Below are 17,292 nucleotides of genomic sequence, written 5' to 3' on the forward strand. Positions count from 1 at the left end.
CTAGGTGGTAGATAGGCCGGGGGTGTAAGTACAGCGATGTATTAAGCCGACCGGTACTAATAGATCGAGGTCTTGACCTAAGGACCTTGAGGTTAAAGCGCTATCTGCAGTTTTGAGGGATTCAGGGAATAAGGATTCCTGGTGACGATAGCGGAGGGGAAACACCCGTATCCATCCCGAACACGGAAGTTAAGCCCTCCAGCGCCGATGGTACTGCAGCTGAAGCTGTGGGAGAGTAGGTCGTTGCCAGGATTAATTTTTTCTGCGGCTTTATTTTTGGTGAAGAAATTGAATTTTTTGCAAGAAGCCATAAAAATCATAAAAATACCGTGTTTTTTTGCACGACTGCTTTTTTTGCTTTACAGATTTTCTATCAAGGGTGTATTGGCTATATTTTTGCGTTTTGCCTGCATCAATCAAAATCTGACTTCCTAAGCTATAAATACATGAGTACCTGATATTCACTTCCTATTTGAACTGTATGAAAGCCTTTGGGACTTCGCTGAGAAGATGTTGCATTACCTTTCTTTTCATATCCTACAAGGTTTATCCTACTACTAGTTTGCCTCATTTTTTTCTTCAACCCTATCCTGATAAGAAACCTATTCATCCTGTGATCAATAAATTGCTTAGCTTTTCCAAAATTGCCTCAATTTTGGCCACAACATCTATGTTTTGTAGATACATTTGTGTAAATTCTGATTTGAAGTTTTTTATCTCTTCTAAAAATTATTACCATATTCCTAAAAAAAAATAGTTGTTTCCTTTTGTTTCGATTAGTAATATTATATTGTGAAATATATTAAGAAATTCCAAGGGGGTATATATTGTAAATGGGTAAAATTCTAAAACATCGTTATCTTTCTTTGTTTATTTTACTCATTGTATTTCTGGAGTTGATGGGTTTTCCGCAATTTGTTTATGCTAGCCAGAATTGTAATTCATCAGGTAATAAGTATCCTATAGTGCTTGTCCATGGATTAGGCGGTTTTGGACGCGATGAATTAGGTGGTGTTATAAAATATTGGGGTGGGGTTTATGATATACAAGAATATCTTAAGTCTCGTGGTTACGAAGTATATACAGTGTCTATAGGGCCGGTATCAAGTAATTGGGATCGTGCATGTGAACTCTATGCTCAGCTAGTGGGAGGAACAGTAGATTATGGAGCTGCTCATGCTGCTAAATATGGACATAAACGTTATGGAAGGACTTATCCGGGATTAATTCCTGATTTAGGTAAAATTGATCCTAAAACTGGAGAGATGAAAAAGGTTCATCTTATTGGACATAGCATGGGAGGGCAAACTATACGAACTTTAGTACAGCTTCTTGCTGAGGGTTGCGAAGAGGAAAGAAATTATTCTCAGGAAAATGTTTCTCCTCTTTTTATGGGAGGGAATAATTGGGTTAAAAGCGTAACTACTATATCAACTCCTCATGATGGAACTTCACTTGCTGATTATTACTATAATGATCCTAAAAGTGTAACCTGGCGGCAACATCTAATAGGATTGATAGCTTCAACACCTTTATCGGATAATTCTAATTTAAAATATGATCTAAAGCTTGATCAATGGGGGTTAACTTATAAAAAAGAAGAGTCTACTTATGAATATCTGAAACGAATCATAAATAGCAGTTTTTGGATGACAAATCGTGATCTTGCTAATTATGATGTGAGCATTGAAGGAGCTGCTGAATTAAATAGTTGGGTAAAGGCCCAGCCAGATGTATATTATTTTTCATGGGCTACTCAGGCTACAACTAAATCTAGATTCTCTGATTACCAGGTTCCTATATGGAGTATGTATCTAGAGGGCTGGCAGAGTGCCTATTTTATGGGTTCTTATACACGCAATATACCAGGAAAAATCCCTGTAACTAGTGAATGGTGGCCTAATGATGGAGCGGTAAATGTAATTTCTCAAAATGGACCTAAAATTAATTCAAATGATCGTATAATAAATTTCGATGGTAACCCGGTTCCAGGCGTATGGAATTTTATGGGTATCATGGATACATTTGATCATCGTGATATAATTGGTCTGGGTACTTATTGGAATCCCTGTCCTTGGTATTTAAAACATGTTGAGCTTTTAGCCAAGTTACCTACAGATTATATTTCTATACCAAAAGACATAGAGGAAGATATAATTTTAGACAGAGATTGTATGCCCGATAATGAAATTGGTGAATTTATTAATGATGATAATAATTATGTTGATAACCATAACAGTAGTTTAGATGATACTACTAGTGATGAAATTACAGAAAAGATGAGGGAAGTTAATGACAGAGAAAGCTCAGTAGATAGGGAAGTTTATAATGACAGTAATGACATAAATCCAGGGCTTTCAGAGCCTGGGGAGAATAAAGACTATGAAAGTGATTGTGCTCGTTAAAAGTATAGCAAAACAGTAAGGCTTTTACGGGATAAGAATTAAAAATCTTTTTGAAGAGGCCTAGATAAGGGTTATTTTTTCTTAGATATTAACGATTTTAACAATTTATCTATTATATACATATAATTAATTGGGGAAAAATATAAAATAAAAGGGTGTAAAAAAGTGCTTAATCAAATTTTGCCTTGGTCAGAAGACAGAGAATGTAAAGTTTTGCCTTGCTGTTGTATATGCGGAAAGATACCGGCGGAGGGGATTAGAGGGGTTATAAAACTAAAAAAAGCTTTTATATGTAAAAAATGCGAAGAAGAGATTGTCCATCTGGATATAGATTCGGCTCAATATGAAGTGGTTAAAGAAAAGATAAAAAAAATTCTCAAATGAAAAAGGGGGAATAATCCCCTTTTTTACTTGCTAGAGGATTTTATAAACCTTAGAATAAGAAAGAAAGTTTTATGCCGCTTTGGCGGGTAGACGAGGTGAGCTTTTTGGCAGGTAAGACCCCTATCTATTCTGCTTTGCTTAAATATATGGAAGAAAACTGTGTACGTCTTCATATGCCAGGACATGCCGGAGGAAAAGGTTTGGCTCCGCCTGTTTTCAAGCAAATGGGCTTTTTTGATGTTACGGAAATTCCGCCTTTTGATAATTTGCACCTGCCAACAGGGATAATCGAAGAGAGCAGACAACTGCTGGCTAAAGTCTATGGAGCCTATCAAAGCTTTTTTTTGGTAAATGGAGCTACCTCGGGCATACAAGCTCTTTTTTTAGGACTAGCTGGGGAAGGGGAAAAAGTTCTGGTTAATCGCCATATGCATACTTCATTTTTTGGAGGAATGGTGCTTGCTGGCTGTAAGCCGGTATATATACCTTATAAGGTGGATGGGGAATGGGGGCTGCCTTTAGCCGTGGCCGCAGCTGATGTGGATAAAGCACTTATGGATAACCCTGGTGCTCGATTTATTTTTATCACCAGCCCCACTTACTATGGAACGGCTTCGGATATAAAAGGCATAGCTGAGCTAGCTGGGAGATATAATATTCCTCTTGCTGTAGATGAAGCTCATGGCGGACATTTTGCTTTTCATCCCTCTTATCCACCATCGTCCCTGGCTTCAGGAGCTGATGCCGTGGTAAACGGCCTGCATAAAACCCTGCCGGTTTTTAATCAAGGGGCCTGTCTGCATATATCATCTTCCCTTAAAGATAAAGAACGGATATTTCGTTCTTATACGCTTTTGACTACCACCAGCCCTTCTTATCCTATATTGGCTTCGATTGAAATGGCACGGGCGGTTATGGAAGAAAAAGGTTATGAACTTTTAGATCGGGCTTTAAGATGGGCCGAGGAATATAAGAAAAAGATTAACCAGATAAAAGGCTTGCGGTGTGGGGATGAATTTTTAGAAGCCGAGGGAGTAACGGGACATGATCCTTTGAAACTGGTAATCTTCTGCGATGGATTGACTATTGATGGTTATAAGCTGGATTATCTACTGCGCAGGGATTACCGTATCCAGGTAGAAATGAGCCAGCCTCATCTTATTTTAGCCATGATGTCTATTTTTCATGAACGCGAAGATTGGGAAAAATTGTATAAAAGCTTAGCCTTTATAGCGGAAAAGTATTATAATGGGAAAAGGAAGGATAAACCCCGGGCCATAAACCTGATACCCCAGGTAGCCTTAACTCCCAGACAGGCTTTTCTGGCCCCTAAAAAGCAAGTGAAGTTTAAGGAGAGCAAAGGGTTTATAGCCGGGGAAATGGTTGCTGCCTATCCTCCAGGCATACCCTGCCTTTTGCCGGGAGAAGTTATAAGTGAAGAAGTGTATGATTATATTATGTATCTTAAAACAAGGGGAGCTTATCTGGTAGGAATAAAGGATAAAGATCTTAATTTTATTGATATAATTGAGACATAGGGATAAAAAAGGGGATAAAAATGATGGGGGTTTTTATAAGTATCGAAGGTATTGATGGCAGTGGAAAATCCAGCATTAAGGAAGGCATTTTATCTTTTTTGCAAGATTATAATCCAGTAGGGGTAAGGGAACCGGGAGGAACATTTATTTCGGAAAAAATCCGCGAACTTCTGCTGGATTTTAAAAATAGCAGCATAACTCCGCGTACGGAAGCTTTTTTATATGCTTCTTCCCGCAGTCAGCTGGTAGATGAGGTGATAAGGCCGGCTTTAGAGGCCGGGAAAATAGTGGTGGCTGACCGCTATATTGATTCTACTTTAGCCTATCAAGGCTATGGGCGGGGACTAGATTTAGAATTTTTGGAAATGCTCAACCAGCTTTGCACCGGGGGATTGAAACCTGATCTGACAATACTTTTGGATATTGACCCGGAAATAGGTATAAAAAGAAGGCGGGGAAAAAAGGAAGATCGACTAGAAGGGGAAGGCTTGCCCTTCCAGGAAAAAGTGCGTGCCGGGTATTTAGAACTGGCCCGAAGGGAACCGGAAAGGATAAAAGTTATTGATGCCGGGCGCAGCCTGGAAGAGGTTTTAAATGATGCGCTGGCTGCGGTCAGTCTTTTTTTACAGGGAAGTGGGTTAAATGAAGATAGAGCGAGATAAGAAGGAATGGACTAAGTTTAATATTCCCCGCTCTTTAGAAGCGAGAATAGTAAATAGAGGTGCTAATGCGAGTTTTGAGCAGGAGCTTGGGGCGCAAAGAGAAAACGAAATTAACCTTAAAATGCAGGAGATTTTAAACCGCATTGACCAGACAGCCCGCCGCTTAAAGGAAAGGCTCAGTTTGCAGGATCTTATGCTTTACAAAAAACTGGTAAAGGCATTTTTAGAGGAAGCGATAGCCCGGGCTTATCTTTTGAAGCGGGAAAGGAGCCGGAGCCGTCGCGGGAGGACTATTCTGATTACAGTAGAAACTGTTGATCGGGAGCTAGAAGAACTGATAAATGAATTTGTCCTTAATAAGGCAGAACCAGTAGCTATTTTAGATAAACTTGATAAGATACGGGGTATGCTGGTAGATCTGATGATATAATTTAAAATGGCTAAGTTTTAGCGGCAGGTGAATTTATATGCCTTTTCTGGCCCAGGTTAAAGGACAGGATAAAGCTTTGCATATACTGAAAAAGGCTGCTGAGGGAGGAAATATAAGCCATGCTTACCTCTTTATAGGTCCCGAAGGGGTAGGCAAGATGCTTACGGCCAGAATGTGGGCTTATTCTTTGTTATCCAGGGAAGACGAGAATGCAGCACTGTATCTTAGGGAAGGTATGCATCCCGATCTTCTGGTTATTGAGAGAGATGAAAACAAAACCTTGCTGGGCAAAGATAAAATAGTTAAAGACTTGGAACCCTGGCTGGCTTTAAAGCCTTATCATGCGGGGCACCGTATAGCTATAATAAGGGATGCCCACCTGTTAAGTATGGAAGGGGCCAATGCCCTTTTGAAAACCCTGGAAGAACCGCCTTCTTATGCGGTTATAATTCTGATAGCTGATGAAAATACGCTTTTAGAAACAATAGTATCCCGCTGCCAGGTAATAAGGTTTTCGCCTTTACCCTCCAGGGTACTAGAGGAGATACTCCTTACCCGGGGGATAAGCGAAGAAAAGGCAAAAGAGGCAGCTAGATTGGGACAGGGAAGTGTTGCCTATGCTCTGCATTTTGGGGAAGAGGAAATCTCGAAAAACTGGCAGACAGCGCTTTATATAGTAAGCATTTTAGGCAGAGACGGAGAAGCTGCCATAGGAGAAGCGGCCGAAAAGATGGAAGCTAATCCTCAGCTTATAATACGTATGCTGGAAACTATTTTAAGGGATATGCTGGTATATAATAGTACAGGAGAAGAGTTGTTGCTTACGGTAAAGGAGAGCCAGGATATAGTTAAAATGCTTAATAAAAGGTTAAATGAAGAAAAATTGAGACAAGCTATAAATAAGATAGGCGTGCTTAAAGGCTATTATCGGAGAAATGTAAATTCCTTGCTTATTAACATAAATGTTTGTTATGCAGTGAAAAATGCTTTGTTCTGAAAGGGCCTTATAAGCTTAGCCCCAAAAAGAAAGGAGAAAGGGGTTTTGGTTTTATGCCTTGGGTAGTAGGCGTAAGGTTTAAACCGGCAGGAAAGATATACTATTTTGATGGGGAAGATATAGATGTAAAAGTAGGAGATCCGGTTATTGTAGAAACTATAAGAGGGATAGAATACGGGACCGTAGTAATAGGCAGGAGGAATATAGAAGAAGAAAAGCTGGTTCTGCCGCTTAAAAAGGTTTTGCGCAAGGCTACGGAGGAAGATACAGCTCAGTATCTTAATAACAAGGCTCAGGAGAAGGATGCTCTGGAAATATGTAAAGAGAAGGTTAAGGAACATGGACTGCCCATGCATCTGATAGATGTAGAATATACTTTTGATAGAGGAAAGATAATATTCTATTTTACCGCTGAAGGCAGGGTAGATTTTCGGGAACTGGTAAAAGACCTGGCATCTATTTTCAAAACCAGGATCGAATTAAGGCAGATAGGGGTTAGAGATGAAGCCAAGATGGTAGGAGGGATAGGAACCTGCGGCCGGGTTTTATGTTGCCATACTTTCCTCGGAGAGTTTCAGCCGGTATCTATCCGCATGGCCAAGGAACAGAATCTTTCCCTTAATCCTACCAAGATATCAGGCAGCTGCGGAAGGCTTATGTGCTGCCTTAAGTACGAATCAGAACTTTATGAGGATAACCCGCAGGAAGATATAGATATAATCGCCGCCTGTGATATGGATGAGTATGGTGAAAAGTTGATTGAGGAGGACCATAATGGAAAAGAGTGTCCAGGAGCTCAAGATGATAATCCGGGAACTTATCCTGGAAGTGGGGGAACTGAAAGAGCGGATAGCTAATCTGGAAAAAAGTATGGCTTTATATGAAGAAGAAACCCGGCTGCCCGCAGTAACGGAAAACCTGTTTTTACAGGGAGAGAGTTATGAAAAGTTAGGCAGGCTTTATAAGGAAGGCTATCATGTATGTCCTGCTTCTTTTGGACAGGTGCGGCAGGGGGAATGCCTTTTTTGCATAGCGTTTATGGAAAAAGAATAGGAGGAATAGACTTGTTTTTAAAAGAGGAAGAAACCCTGGATAATCTTATCATAGGGGATCTTAAGATTATTCAGCCGAAAAAAGGCTACCGCTTTTCCATAGATGCTGTCCTCCTGGCTCATTTTTGCCGGCTGGAGGGAGTAAAAACCGTTATTGATTTGGGAACCGGCAGTGGGGTTATTCCTCTCATCTTAAGCCAGCGGGATAAGGAGATAAAAATAAAAGGGGTGGAAATCCAGCCCTCTATGGTAGATAGAGCAGGAAGAAGCATACAGCTTAACCGGCTGGAAGGGAGAATTGAGATCATACCGGGAGACATAAAAAAAATAAAAGAGATTTTGCCGGCAGCATGTGCTGAGCTTATAGTATGCAACCCTCCTTTTTGGCGAAAAAATGAGGGCCGGATAAGCCAGAATGAGGAGGAAGCTATAGCCCGGCATGAATTGGAGGTCGATCTGGAAACGGTGGCCAAAGCGGCTGCTTATCTTCTAGCTCCGGGAGGGAGGTTTGCTTTCATACAGCGAGCAGCCCGCTTTTTAGAGGGAGTTAAGGCTTTAGAAACGAATAAATTAGGAATTAGCCGGGTAAGATGGGTACATGCGAAAAAAGATCAGCCGGCCAAACTTGTTTTGGTAGAAGGGATTAAAAATAAATCTTCCCTCTTGCAGGTATTACCGCCTTTGTTTATTTATGAAGATGATGGAGATTACTGTGCAGAACTGAAGGAGATTTATGGGAGATAGTATGGGCAAGCTTTTCATATGTGGAACCCCGATAGGCAATCTGGAAGATGTAAGTGTAAGGCTTTTGAAAACTTTGCGCCGGGTAGACTTGATAGCCTGTGAAGATACACGTCATACGGCCAAGCTTTTGGCCCGGTATAAGATAAAAAAGCCGCTTATAAGCTATCATGAGCACTCAGGACAGGAAAGAGAAGCTTATATCCTAAAGCTGCTTCGAGAAGGGAAAAACATTGCCCTGGTTTCTGATGCCGGGATGCCGGGGATATCTGATCCCGGTGCAGGATTGATTAAAAAAGCCATAGAGGAAGGGATACCTTTAGAAGTTGTGCCCGGGCCTAGTGCGTTAGTTTCCGCCCTTGCTTTATCCGGAATGGATACTTCTTCTTTTGTTTTTGTCGGTTTTTTGCCGGCTAAAGAAGGAGCACGCGAAAAGCTTCTGCAGGAATTAAAAAGAGAAAAAAGAACCCTCATATTTTATGAAGCGCCGCACCGTCTGGTAAAGACTCTGCAATCTATGGCTAAAATCTTAGGAGAAGAAAGAAGGATAGCCGTAGCCCGAGAAATTACCAAGCTTTACGAAGAAGTGAGGAGAGGGAGTTTAAGGGAAATAGAGAGATATTTTGCCCATAACCCGCCTAAAGGTGAATTTACCCTGATAGTAGAAGGAGATAGGGAGGAAAAAGAGGTAGACAGGGAAAAGGTTTTAGCAGAGGTTAAAATGCTCATCGATAAAGGTATGGATAAAAAAGAGGCCCTCAAAATGAAGGCCCGGGAATACAAAATAAAAAAATCCGAACTTTATAAGTCCTTTCTGGACGAATATGATGATTAAAAAGGTTATGTACTATTTTATCCTACCTGTTTGTTGAGTTCGGTAAGGCAGTTGCGGCACAGATTTTTACCTTTATAGTTAATTACTTCTTCGGCATTGCCGCAAAAAATACAAGCCGGTTCGTATTTTTTGAGGATGATCTTATCACCGTCGACATAGATTTCCAGAGCATCTTTTTCTTCAATGCCCATAGTGCGTCTGAGCTCGATAGGGATAACAATGCGTCCTAACTCATCCACTTTTCTTACAACACCTGTTGATTTCATCATAGTAATTACTAAACCCCCTGTCATTTTATACTAGTTTTCACAACAAAGTGCACCAACAATGGCAGAAAAAGTCAAGCTATTTTTCAACATAAATGGACAGGAAAAAATTTTTTTGCCTATTTTTGTTCCCGGTTTACTGGGGAATAATCTAAAAAAAGCCATCATTTTACAAGGCTTGGGCTTAATGCCGGGATTACCGGAGGAATTTTATTTGTAAAATGAGTATTTTTGGCTTAGTATATAAATGGTATGTTGTTAGCGTTTGGTAAAAAGATGGTAAGGGAATAAAGGTACAGGAGGGAAATTTGTGGAGAAAAAAGGTACTTTTTATATCACTACTCCTATTTATTATCCCAGCGATAATCTGCATATAGGACATGCTTATTCTACCGTAGCGGCTGACTGTGTAGCCCGCTTCAAGAGAATGTGTGGCTACGATGTATTTTATCTAACCGGAACCGATGAACACGGGCAGAAGATTGAAAGGATTGCCAGATCAAGGGGGTTAGAACCTAGGGAACATGTAGACCGGATTGTCGAGAATATAAAGCATTTGTGGAAGGTACTTTTTATTTCCAATGATGATTTTATACGTACTACCGAGCCCCGGCATGAGAAAGTGGTACAGGAGCTTTTTAAGAAGGTTTATGATAAAGGGGATATTTATATATCCCAGTATGAAGGCTGGTACTGTACTCCTTGTGAAACCTTCTTTACGGAAAGACAGCTGGTAGATGGCAAATGCCCGGACTGTGGAAGGGAAGTAGAATTATTGAAAGAAGAGAGCTATTTTTTCCGCATGTCCAAATATGCCGACCGTTTACTTGAACATATATATAATAATCCTGATTTTATTCAGCCTGAATCCAGGCGCAATGAAGTTATAAACTTTATCAAGAGCGGACTGGAAGACCTCTGCGTCTCCCGTACCACCTTTAAGTGGGGGATTCCGGTTCCTTTTAAGGAAGATCATGTTATCTATGTATGGTTTGATGCCTTGATAAATTATTTAAGCGGCATAGGTTATGGGGAAGATAAGGAAAAATTTAACCGTTACTGGCCGGCTGATGTTCATCTTATGGCCAAAGATATACTGCGCTTTCATGCTATTATCTGGCCTACTATGCTTATGGCTATGGATTTGCCGCTGCCGAAAAAAGTTTTTGCCCACGGCTGGATTATGCTGGAAGGGGGCAAGATGTCAAAATCTAAAGGCAATGTGGTAGATCCTTTGATCCTGGTAGAAAAATACGGGGTAGATGCCCTGCGCTATTATCTTTTAAAAGAGCTTAATTTCGGGCAGGACGGTTTTTATTCCGAAGAAATGCTGGTAAACCGCATAAACAGTGATCTGGCCAATGACCTGGGAAATCTTATAAGCCGTACGGCAGCCATGATTGATAAATATTTTGCTGGAGAGATCCCTGCTCCTTTGGTTAAAGATGAGGTAGATGATGATTTAATAAGGGTATTTAATGAGGCTTATGCGGAAGCTACGGCGAAACTGGAAAAACTTGATTTTGCCGGCTATATTATGGCCGTCATGAAGCTGGTGGCTAGGGCCAACAAATATATTGATGAAACAGAACCCTGGCTTTTAGGAAAAGAGGATAAAAAAAGAGGTCGTCTGGCTACGGTGATGTACAATCTGGCCGAAGCTATAAGAGCCGCAGTTATAATGCTGGCTCCGGCTATGCCTACCCTGCCTGGGCGGGTAAATGAACAGATTGCTCTTTTTGCTGATCCCCATAATCTTAAATGGGAGGAAGCTGGTATATTTGGGCTGACCAGAGAAGGGAGCAAGGTTAAGAAAGGGGCGCCTCTTTTCCCCCGTATAGATGTAAAAAGCTTAAAGGAGGACAATAAGGTGCAGGAAGTCAAGGAAAAAGCCGAGGTAAAAGAAGAAAGTAAAGAAAAGGAGTATATAACTATTGACGATTTTGCCAGGCTGGACCTTAGGGTTGCCGAAGTAGTTGCCTGTGAAAAAATGCCGAATGCAGATAAGCTTTTGCTTCTTAAGGTTAAAGTAGGTGAAGAAGAAAGAACGGTAGTTTCAGGTATTGCCCAGTATTATCAGCCCGAAGAGCTGATAGGCAAAAAAGTTATACTGGTAGCTAACCTTAAACCGACTAAATTACGGGGAGTTTTATCCGAGGGCATGATCCTGGCTGCTTCTGACCGGGAGGAAAATCTTTTGGAAGTTTTAACTGTAAGCAAGGTACCGTCAGGTACCCAGGTAAGATAAAGGAGAAGAAGAATATGCTTATAGATACCCATGCTCATCTGCAAGATAAGGCTTTAAAAGCTGACCTAAAAGAGGTATTAAAAAGAGCAAAAGAGGCAGGAGTAAAAAAAATAATATGTATAGGATATGATTATCCGACTTCAGTGGAAGCAGTCGAGTTAGCCCGTAAATATGAAGGTATATATGCCGTAGTCGGTGTACATCCGCATGATGCCAAGGAATTGGATGAAGAGACGCTGGATAAGCTTTACCAGCTGGCCCGGGAAGAAAAAGTGGTAGCCGTAGGAGAGATAGGGCTTGATTACTACCGCAATCTATCACCCAGAGAAAAACAGAAGGAAGCCTTCATTGCCCAGATAAAATTGGCCCGTGAAGCCGGAAAGCCGGTGGTAATACATGACCGGGACGCCCATCAGGAGGTTCTGGATATAATCAAAAAAGAAAAAGCGGGGCTAAACGGTGGTGTCATGCACTGCTATTCTGGATATTTGCCTATGGCGATCGAACTTATGAAAGAGGGATTTTATATATCTTTTGCCGGGCCGGTAACTTTTAATAATGCTCGCAAAACGGTGGAGGTAGCAGCCAATATCCCGCTAGAGCGGATGCTTATTGAAACCGACTGTCCTTACTTAGCTCCGGAGCCAGTGCGGGGTAAGCGTAATGAACCGGCTTATGTAAGTTATGTAGCAGGCAAAATTGCGGAAATAAAGAGAAAAAGCTGGGAAGAGGTAGCTTATATTACGAGTTTGAATGCGGAAAAAGTTTTCCATTTGCGCTAAGGGTGCGAAAAAGCGCCCTTATTTTTTTATATAAAAATTTATTGTGACAATTTGTTTTTATTTTGAGGAATAAAATAAATTTATCAGGATAATAATTTAAAGAAAGGAGCTTACGGCCTGGAAGAGAAAATCATATAAGTAAAAATATGGATTAAGATTTGACTTTTGGTCTGGTTTCTGTCTAAAATGAAACGAAGGAATCATTTCCCTGGTTCCTAAAAAAAGGAGGAGAGAAATGGGTATTGTATGGTCTAAGAAGAGCACTTACCTTATAGCGGCTGTTTTAGGCGGCCTGCTTTTACTGGTAAGTCTGTTCTTTGCCCTGCAAAAACCGGTTACTGTTGAAGTTGATGGGAAGGTAATAAAGACTTGTGTATTTTTCTCAGGTACCGTAGCAGATGTTTTGCAAAAGAAAGGAATAGTTTTGGGCGACAAGGATAAAGTTGAGCCCGGCTTAAATACCAGAGTGCAGAAAAATACCAGGATTGTGGTAACGAGAGCTTTTAAAGTAGTGGTAATAGCAGATGGAGAAAGAAAAGAGGTAATAACTACACCAGTTACGATAAGTAAGGCTATAGAACTAGCAGGAGTAAAACTGGGAGATAAAGACATAGTAAAAACTAATCCTACCCAGTATACAGTACCGGGACAGGAGATTGAAGTTATAAGGGTAACGGAAAAGGAGGTTGAGGTAAAAGAACCTATACCTTTTACGGTAGAAAGAACTTATGATAACACATTAGAAAAAGGCCTTACCAAAACGCTGGTTAAAGGGCAGGAAGGTTTAGCACTGAATATAGTGAGGATTACTTACCACAATGGAGAAGAGGTAAAAAGAGAGGTTATAGACAGCAAAATACTGGTTCCTCCCAAGAATAAAGTGGTAGCTTTGGGAACTATAACTTCTGTATCCCGTGGTAGCTTGAGGTTTGATTTCCGCGAGGCCCGTTATATGCAAGCTTCTGCCTACACCTATACCGGAAGGCGGACAGCTACGGGAAAATATCCGGAAGTAGGCATGGTAGCAGTTGACCCGGCGGTAATACCTTTAGGAACCAGGCTTTATATTGAAGGATATGGTTATGCCGTAGCAGCTGATACGGGTGGAGCAGTGAAAGGAAATAAACTGGATGTATTTATGGAAACCAGGGAACAGTGTTTAAACTGGGGAAGGCGTACAGTAAAAGTATATATTCTTGATTAAATTAAGAAAGAAAAAAGCAGGGCGCAAAAGGCAGTAAATATTTACTGCCTTTTCTATTTTTTTCATGATTTAAAATGAAGAAATGCGGCAAACTTAAATTAAGCAAAGGAGGTGATCAAGATAAGAAAAAATTGGCTTGTAATTTCAATTTTGCTGGCCTTTTCTATGATTTTTGTTGTCGGCTGCCAGACTACGGCCAAAAAGCCTATTGAGCCGCAGAGTAATCAGGGAACGGTTCCTAGAAGCCAGAATTTGAGTACCGCGCCTGGCGCTACTGTCTTAACTGATGCGGAAGCTAAAGCCCTGGCAAAAAAGTTAGCCCGCATGGCCGATAATGTCGCCGGGGTGCAAAAAGCAACCGTAGTAGTTACTGAGGGGACGGGAACTACCCCGGTTGCCAACCAGCCTAGAACAGGCGTTACCACTATTAATAATGATCGGTTTAATGGTATGACTAATAATACAGGTACTGCTCCCGGAGGAAGGATGATTGCGGGACCTACGGGGGCTAATACCAGAGGAATAGTAGTCATGGTTGGACTAGATGTTGATCGGAGTATGATTAACAATACGGCTGAGATGGAACGGCTTAAAACTAAAGTGGCTAATAAACTTCTGCGTGCAGATAACAGAATATCGAGGGTATATGTTACTACTGATCCGGAGCTGGTAAAAAGAATTAAAAATACAGCAGCGGATATATTAGAAGGCAAGCCTTTATCAAGAATGAAGAGCGATTTAAATGAGCTGATGGATCGGATGAAAGGCGAAAGTTCGGCTTTTTAATCTTAAGCCCGGGATTATCCCGGGTATTATTTTGGGGTTTTATAAAAATTTCGCCAATTTACACTATATTTATATAATATAAAGCGAAATTATAAGACATATTATTATAATTAAGTAAGAAGCATATTCCTTGGGAATTTTTATGATATGTACTATAATAGAAAACAAAATTATCAGCAAGAGGAGTAAAGATGGAGAATACGACTTCGATAGCTGTTGTAAACAAATTAATGCGCGAATATAGCCTTATGCCCCGTAAGAAATGGGGCCAGAACTTTTTGGTGGATGCTAATATTGTAAGAAAAATTGTGCATTCTGCTCCGATTACCGGGGAGGATTATGTAGTCGAAATAGGGCCGGGTCTGGGAGCTTTGACAAGAGAATTGGCCTTAAACAGTAAAGGGGTTATGGCAGTTGATATAGATACTAGCCTTAAGGAACCTTTGGAGAGGATACTGGCTGGGCTTGATAATATCCGGGTAGTTTTTGCGGATATTATGAAATTAGACATAGAACAGAAATTAAGGGAAGTTTTTAATCTGAGCGAGGTTCCCTCTTACAAGGTATGTGCCAATATTCCCTATAATATAACTACTCCTATTATCTTTAAACTTTTAGAAGAATGTCCCCATATGCAGAGCGCAACCCTTATGATGCAAAAAGAAGTGGCGGAAAGGATTTTAGCCCTTCCCGGAAATAAAGATTATGGGCTTTTAACCGTAATGACTGCATATAGAGCGGAAACAGATTTTTTGCTTGATGTTTCCCGCAACTGTTTTTATCCTAAACCGGAGGTTGACTCCCGGGTAATAAGGATAACCCCTTTAGAGGAAAAGAAGGTAGAGGTAAAGGATGAGGAAAGTTTTAAGGATCTGGTAAAGAAAGCATTTCAGATGAGGCGTAAAACTATTCTTAATATCTGCAGTGTTTTTTACCATCTGGATAAACAGGATATAAAAATTAAGCTGGAGAAAGCAGGGATTATACCTAACAGCAGGCCTGAAGATTTAACTATTGAACAGTATGCTCTTATTCATAAGCTTTTGGGAGAACAGGAGGCCGGGAATGGTGAAGTTTAAAAGCCCCTCGCGGGGAGAAATGACGATGGATGAAGTAGTAGATGATATTATAAATTACATAAATGAGGATACCAGGCGCAGTTATAAGATAATAGTAGGTAGCGATTCCAAGGTTTGGGGCAAGGAAACCTGTTTTGTAAGTGCGGTAATTGTACATCGGGTAGGTAAAGGCGCGCGTTATTACTATTACAAAGAAATGGAGCCCCGTATCCGCAGTATGCGCCAGCGTATTTTTTATGAAGCTTCTTTAAGTTTGTCTTTAGCCGACGAACTTTCGCGGCTGTTGAAAGAAAAAGGCAGGGATAACCTGCCGGTGGAAATTCATCTCGATGTAGGCAATGAAGGGGAAACCCGCGAACTGGTCAAAGAGATTACGGGCATGATTATCGGCAGTGGTTTTGCTGCCTGCATAAAGCCGGATGCATGTGCAGCCAGCAAAGTAGCAGATAAATATACCAAATGAGGCGAAGTTTTTATCAAAATGTTAAATTAGTGTTAAAAAAATGTTTTATTTTTGTAATTAAACCTTGTTGACATATATGAAAAATTTTAATATACTATTTATTTTAAAACTTGACATCAGGAGGGGTTTGGGGTACAATTATTACGATTAATAAAATAGAAGAAGGTGATAATGTGAGTTCTCCCAGGGCTTTGGCAGATATAAGGAAAGACCTGGAGTCTTTTGTAGGAAGCAGGGTGAAGTTAAAGGCCAATAAGGGAAGAAACCGCATTGTAGAACGAGAGGGAGTACTGGAATCTATATACCCTAATATATTTGTGGTAAAAATCAATGAACGGAAAGTAGAAAGAAGGGTATCGTACAGTTATGCTGATGTGCTCACATCTACGGTTGAACTCTTCGTTTATGGCAATAAGAATGAGGAGATAAAAATAGCAGCGGTAAATGAATAAAAAAATAAGGGGAATATCGAGGCTGCGTGTTCAGGCAGCCTTTTTTATTTGGCGGTAATCATAGAGGGGCTGGCTTATAAATATAAATATGCTAATAGAATATGTTTTTTGAGGGCTGCGATGAAAGAAGAAATTTATATATGGGTTCCTGTTATACGGGGAAAACTTCATGAGCCTCGGGTTATAACCCTGGATAAATCTTATATTCTGGAAGAAAGTGGATGCAGGATAGAAGATATAAAAATAAAGCTTAGAGAAAGTGAAGCTCGAGTATATGGAGGGAATATAGGAGTAAATATAAAAGCTGATATTTTGTGCCTGGTGGAAAAAGGAGAAAAAGTGCAGCTTAAGACCTGGCAAGAAATTATAAACGATAATTTAGCCTTAACTGCCTTTGCTTATGCTGGGGAAAAGGGAGAAGAAATTAACGCCCGTATGAAAATTTTAAGCTTTTCCCTTAAGGGAGAAGAAGTAAATAGTAAGATTAATGTCCAGATACAGATTATATATACGGTTTTTTTAACTTCCTATCAGGAGGTTAAAATTGAGGGAGTAGAGATGAGAGATGAAGAAGATTTCAGGAAAGAATGGCTGCTGCCTGATTGGATAGAGCAAATAGACCGCTTAACGGAGGAGAACTATTATCTAAAGCAAAAGCTTTTTATGTATGAACAAGATATAAAGAGCCTTAAACAGGGGATAAAAAAGGCCGAAAAACGTAATATGGAACTTAAAGAACAGCTTAACCATTATAAAGGCTTAACGGAAAAACCGAAAAATAACCTGATGCCTGATAAGGAGCTTTTTTTACCTCCTAAAAGGGCTGGCTTCACCCCCAAAGAAATTGATCTGGGGCGCAGGATAAAGAAGATGTTTAGGGGAGAATGAGTGGTCAGCAGGCGGGCTGGTAAGAAGGCACTTATAAGATAGAGAAAGCATATGATAGTAGGACAGTTAATCTAAAATAG

19 protein-coding genes and 2 rRNA genes are annotated in these 17,292 nt (G+C 40.4%); 20 read left to right on the forward strand and 1 reads right to left on the reverse strand.

The features are described from left to right. From BUB92_RS00700 to rsmI, 12 genes are all read left to right on the forward strand, one after another. Positions 1-80: ribosomal RNA gene (locus BUB92_RS00700) — 23S ribosomal RNA — on the forward strand; the annotation flags it as partial. 57 nt (positions 81-137) lie between these two features. Further along, positions 138-252: ribosomal RNA gene (rrf, locus tag BUB92_RS00705) — 5S ribosomal RNA — on the forward strand. A gap of 581 nt (positions 253-833) precedes the next feature. Beyond that, positions 834-2,405: an esterase/lipase family protein gene (locus BUB92_RS00715; RefSeq protein ID WP_073088947.1), complete on the forward strand. Its 1,572-nt coding sequence runs from the start codon at positions 834-836 to the stop codon at positions 2,403-2,405. Positions 2,406-2,570: 165 nt separating this feature from the next. Further along, a complete protein-coding gene (locus tag BUB92_RS00720) occupies positions 2,571-2,789 on the forward strand; it encodes a sigma factor G inhibitor Gin (protein ID WP_073088949.1) in 219 nt (72 codons plus the stop codon). A 104-nt stretch (positions 2,790-2,893) separates the two neighbouring features. Then, positions 2,894-4,327 (forward strand): aminotransferase class I/II-fold pyridoxal phosphate-dependent enzyme, encoded by a 1,434-nt coding sequence (locus tag BUB92_RS00725; protein WP_159432286.1) that lies wholly within the window; start codon positions 2,894-2,896, stop codon positions 4,325-4,327. Between the two features lie 23 nt (positions 4,328-4,350). Continuing rightward, entirely contained in the window at positions 4,351-4,989 is a 639-nt protein-coding gene (gene tmk / locus BUB92_RS00730; RefSeq protein WP_341372061.1) for a dTMP kinase, read from the forward strand. Further along, on the forward strand, positions 4,970-5,419 hold the full coding sequence (locus BUB92_RS00735; protein WP_073088955.1) for a YaaR family protein: 450 nt from the start codon (positions 4,970-4,972) through the stop codon (positions 5,417-5,419). Before tmk ends, BUB92_RS00735 begins: the two co-directional genes overlap by 20 nt. 37 nt (positions 5,420-5,456) lie before the next feature. Further along, entirely contained in the window at positions 5,457-6,416 is a 960-nt protein-coding gene (locus BUB92_RS00740; protein WP_073088956.1) for a DNA polymerase III subunit, read from the forward strand. 53 nt (positions 6,417-6,469) lie between these two features. Further along, positions 6,470-7,273, forward strand: coding sequence for a PSP1 domain-containing protein (locus tag BUB92_RS00745; protein ID WP_084728260.1), 804 nt, complete (start codon positions 6,470-6,472; stop codon positions 7,271-7,273). Beyond that, entirely contained in the window at positions 7,191-7,469 is a 279-nt protein-coding gene (locus BUB92_RS00750) for an initiation control protein YabA (protein ID WP_073088958.1), read from the forward strand. Before BUB92_RS00745 ends, BUB92_RS00750 begins: the two co-directional genes overlap by 83 nt. After that, the gene (locus BUB92_RS00755; RefSeq protein WP_159432287.1) at positions 7,442-8,212 is read left to right on the forward strand and encodes a tRNA1(Val) (adenine(37)-N6)-methyltransferase; all 771 of its coding nucleotides are present in this window, start codon (positions 7,442-7,444) and stop codon (positions 8,210-8,212) included. The genes BUB92_RS00750 and BUB92_RS00755 overlap by 28 nt, the downstream gene beginning before the upstream one ends. Next, positions 8,202-9,044, forward strand: a complete 843-nt coding sequence (gene rsmI, locus BUB92_RS00760; protein WP_242938965.1) for a 16S rRNA (cytidine(1402)-2'-O)-methyltransferase — start codon at positions 8,202-8,204, stop codon at positions 9,042-9,044. Before BUB92_RS00755 ends, rsmI begins: the two co-directional genes overlap by 11 nt. 17 nt (positions 9,045-9,061) lie before the next feature. Here the strand turns inward: rsmI and BUB92_RS00765 are convergent, their stop codons facing one another. After that, complete coding sequence (locus tag BUB92_RS00765) at positions 9,062-9,310, reverse strand: AbrB/MazE/SpoVT family DNA-binding domain-containing protein (protein ID WP_073089133.1); 249 nt, start codon at positions 9,308-9,310, stop codon at positions 9,062-9,064. A 310-nt stretch (positions 9,311-9,620) separates the two neighbouring features. Here BUB92_RS00765 and metG point away from each other — a divergent pair, with 310 nt between their 5' ends. The 8 genes from metG (at position 9,621) to BUB92_RS00805 (ending at position 17,212) form a co-directional block, all read left to right on the forward strand. Continuing rightward, a complete protein-coding gene (metG, locus tag BUB92_RS00770) occupies positions 9,621-11,558 on the forward strand; it encodes a methionine--tRNA ligase (protein WP_073088963.1) in 1,938 nt (645 codons plus the stop codon). A 14-nt stretch (positions 11,559-11,572) separates the two neighbouring features. After that, positions 11,573-12,340, forward strand: coding sequence for a TatD family hydrolase (locus tag BUB92_RS00775; RefSeq protein ID WP_073088965.1), 768 nt, complete (start codon positions 11,573-11,575; stop codon positions 12,338-12,340). Between the two features lie 235 nt (positions 12,341-12,575). Continuing rightward, entirely contained in the window at positions 12,576-13,544 is a 969-nt protein-coding gene (locus BUB92_RS11915) for a 3D domain-containing protein (protein ID WP_073088966.1), read from the forward strand. A gap of 165 nt (positions 13,545-13,709) precedes the next feature. Beyond that, positions 13,710-14,330, forward strand: a complete 621-nt coding sequence (locus BUB92_RS00785; protein ID WP_073088968.1) for a YhcN/YlaJ family sporulation lipoprotein — start codon at positions 13,710-13,712, stop codon at positions 14,328-14,330. A 191-nt stretch (positions 14,331-14,521) separates the two neighbouring features. Then, positions 14,522-15,409 (forward strand): 16S rRNA (adenine(1518)-N(6)/adenine(1519)-N(6))-dimethyltransferase RsmA, encoded by an 888-nt coding sequence (gene rsmA / locus BUB92_RS00790; RefSeq protein ID WP_073088970.1) that lies wholly within the window; start codon positions 14,522-14,524, stop codon positions 15,407-15,409. Then, a complete protein-coding gene (locus BUB92_RS00795) occupies positions 15,396-15,872 on the forward strand; it encodes a ribonuclease H-like YkuK family protein (protein ID WP_341372062.1) in 477 nt (158 codons plus the stop codon). Before rsmA ends, BUB92_RS00795 begins: the two co-directional genes overlap by 14 nt. 173 nt (positions 15,873-16,045) lie before the next feature. Further along, positions 16,046-16,324 carry a Veg family protein gene (locus BUB92_RS00800; RefSeq protein WP_073088971.1) on the forward strand — a complete coding sequence of 93 codons (279 nt, stop codon included), beginning with the start codon at positions 16,046-16,048 and terminating at the stop codon, positions 16,322-16,324. Positions 16,325-16,444: 120 nt separating this feature from the next. Continuing rightward, positions 16,445-17,212 (forward strand): hypothetical protein, encoded by a 768-nt coding sequence (locus BUB92_RS00805; RefSeq protein ID WP_143156822.1) that lies wholly within the window; start codon positions 16,445-16,447, stop codon positions 17,210-17,212. Positions 17,213-17,292: the final 80 nt, after the last annotated feature.

Source organism: Thermosyntropha lipolytica DSM 11003 (assembly GCF_900129805.1).
Taxonomy (GTDB): Bacteria; Bacillota; Syntrophomonadia; order Syntrophomonadales; family Syntrophomonadaceae; genus Thermosyntropha; species Thermosyntropha lipolytica.

Coding starts and splice junctions, on each gene's coding strand:
- BUB92_RS00775 (WP_073088965.1), top strand. CDS start 11,573: ATGCTTATAGATACCCATGCTCATCTGCAAGATAAGGCTTTAAAAGCT.
- BUB92_RS00750 (WP_073088958.1), top strand. CDS start 7,191: ATGGAAAAGAGTGTCCAGGAGCTCAAGATGATAATCCGGGAACTTATC.
- BUB92_RS00765 (WP_073089133.1), bottom strand. CDS start 9,310: ATGAAATCAACAGGTGTTGTAAGAAAAGTGGATGAGTTAGGACGCATT.
- tmk (WP_341372061.1), top strand. CDS start 4,351: ATGGGGGTTTTTATAAGTATCGAAGGTATTGATGGCAGTGGAAAATCC.
- BUB92_RS00735 (WP_073088955.1), top strand. CDS start 4,970: ATGAAGATAGAGCGAGATAAGAAGGAATGGACTAAGTTTAATATTCCC.
- BUB92_RS11915 (WP_073088966.1), top strand. CDS start 12,576: ATGGGTATTGTATGGTCTAAGAAGAGCACTTACCTTATAGCGGCTGTT.
- BUB92_RS00740 (WP_073088956.1), top strand. CDS start 5,457: ATGCCTTTTCTGGCCCAGGTTAAAGGACAGGATAAAGCTTTGCATATA.
- rsmA (WP_073088970.1), top strand. CDS start 14,522: ATGGAGAATACGACTTCGATAGCTGTTGTAAACAAATTAATGCGCGAA.
- BUB92_RS00785 (WP_073088968.1), top strand. CDS start 13,710: ATGATTTTTGTTGTCGGCTGCCAGACTACGGCCAAAAAGCCTATTGAG.
- BUB92_RS00715 (WP_073088947.1), top strand. CDS start 834: ATGGGTAAAATTCTAAAACATCGTTATCTTTCTTTGTTTATTTTACTC.
- BUB92_RS00805 (WP_143156822.1), top strand. CDS start 16,445: ATGAAAGAAGAAATTTATATATGGGTTCCTGTTATACGGGGAAAACTT.
- rsmI (WP_242938965.1), top strand. CDS start 8,202: ATGGGAGATAGTATGGGCAAGCTTTTCATATGTGGAACCCCGATAGGC.
- BUB92_RS00795 (WP_341372062.1), top strand. CDS start 15,396: ATGGTGAAGTTTAAAAGCCCCTCGCGGGGAGAAATGACGATGGATGAA.
- BUB92_RS00745 (WP_084728260.1), top strand. CDS start 6,470: ATGCCTTGGGTAGTAGGCGTAAGGTTTAAACCGGCAGGAAAGATATAC.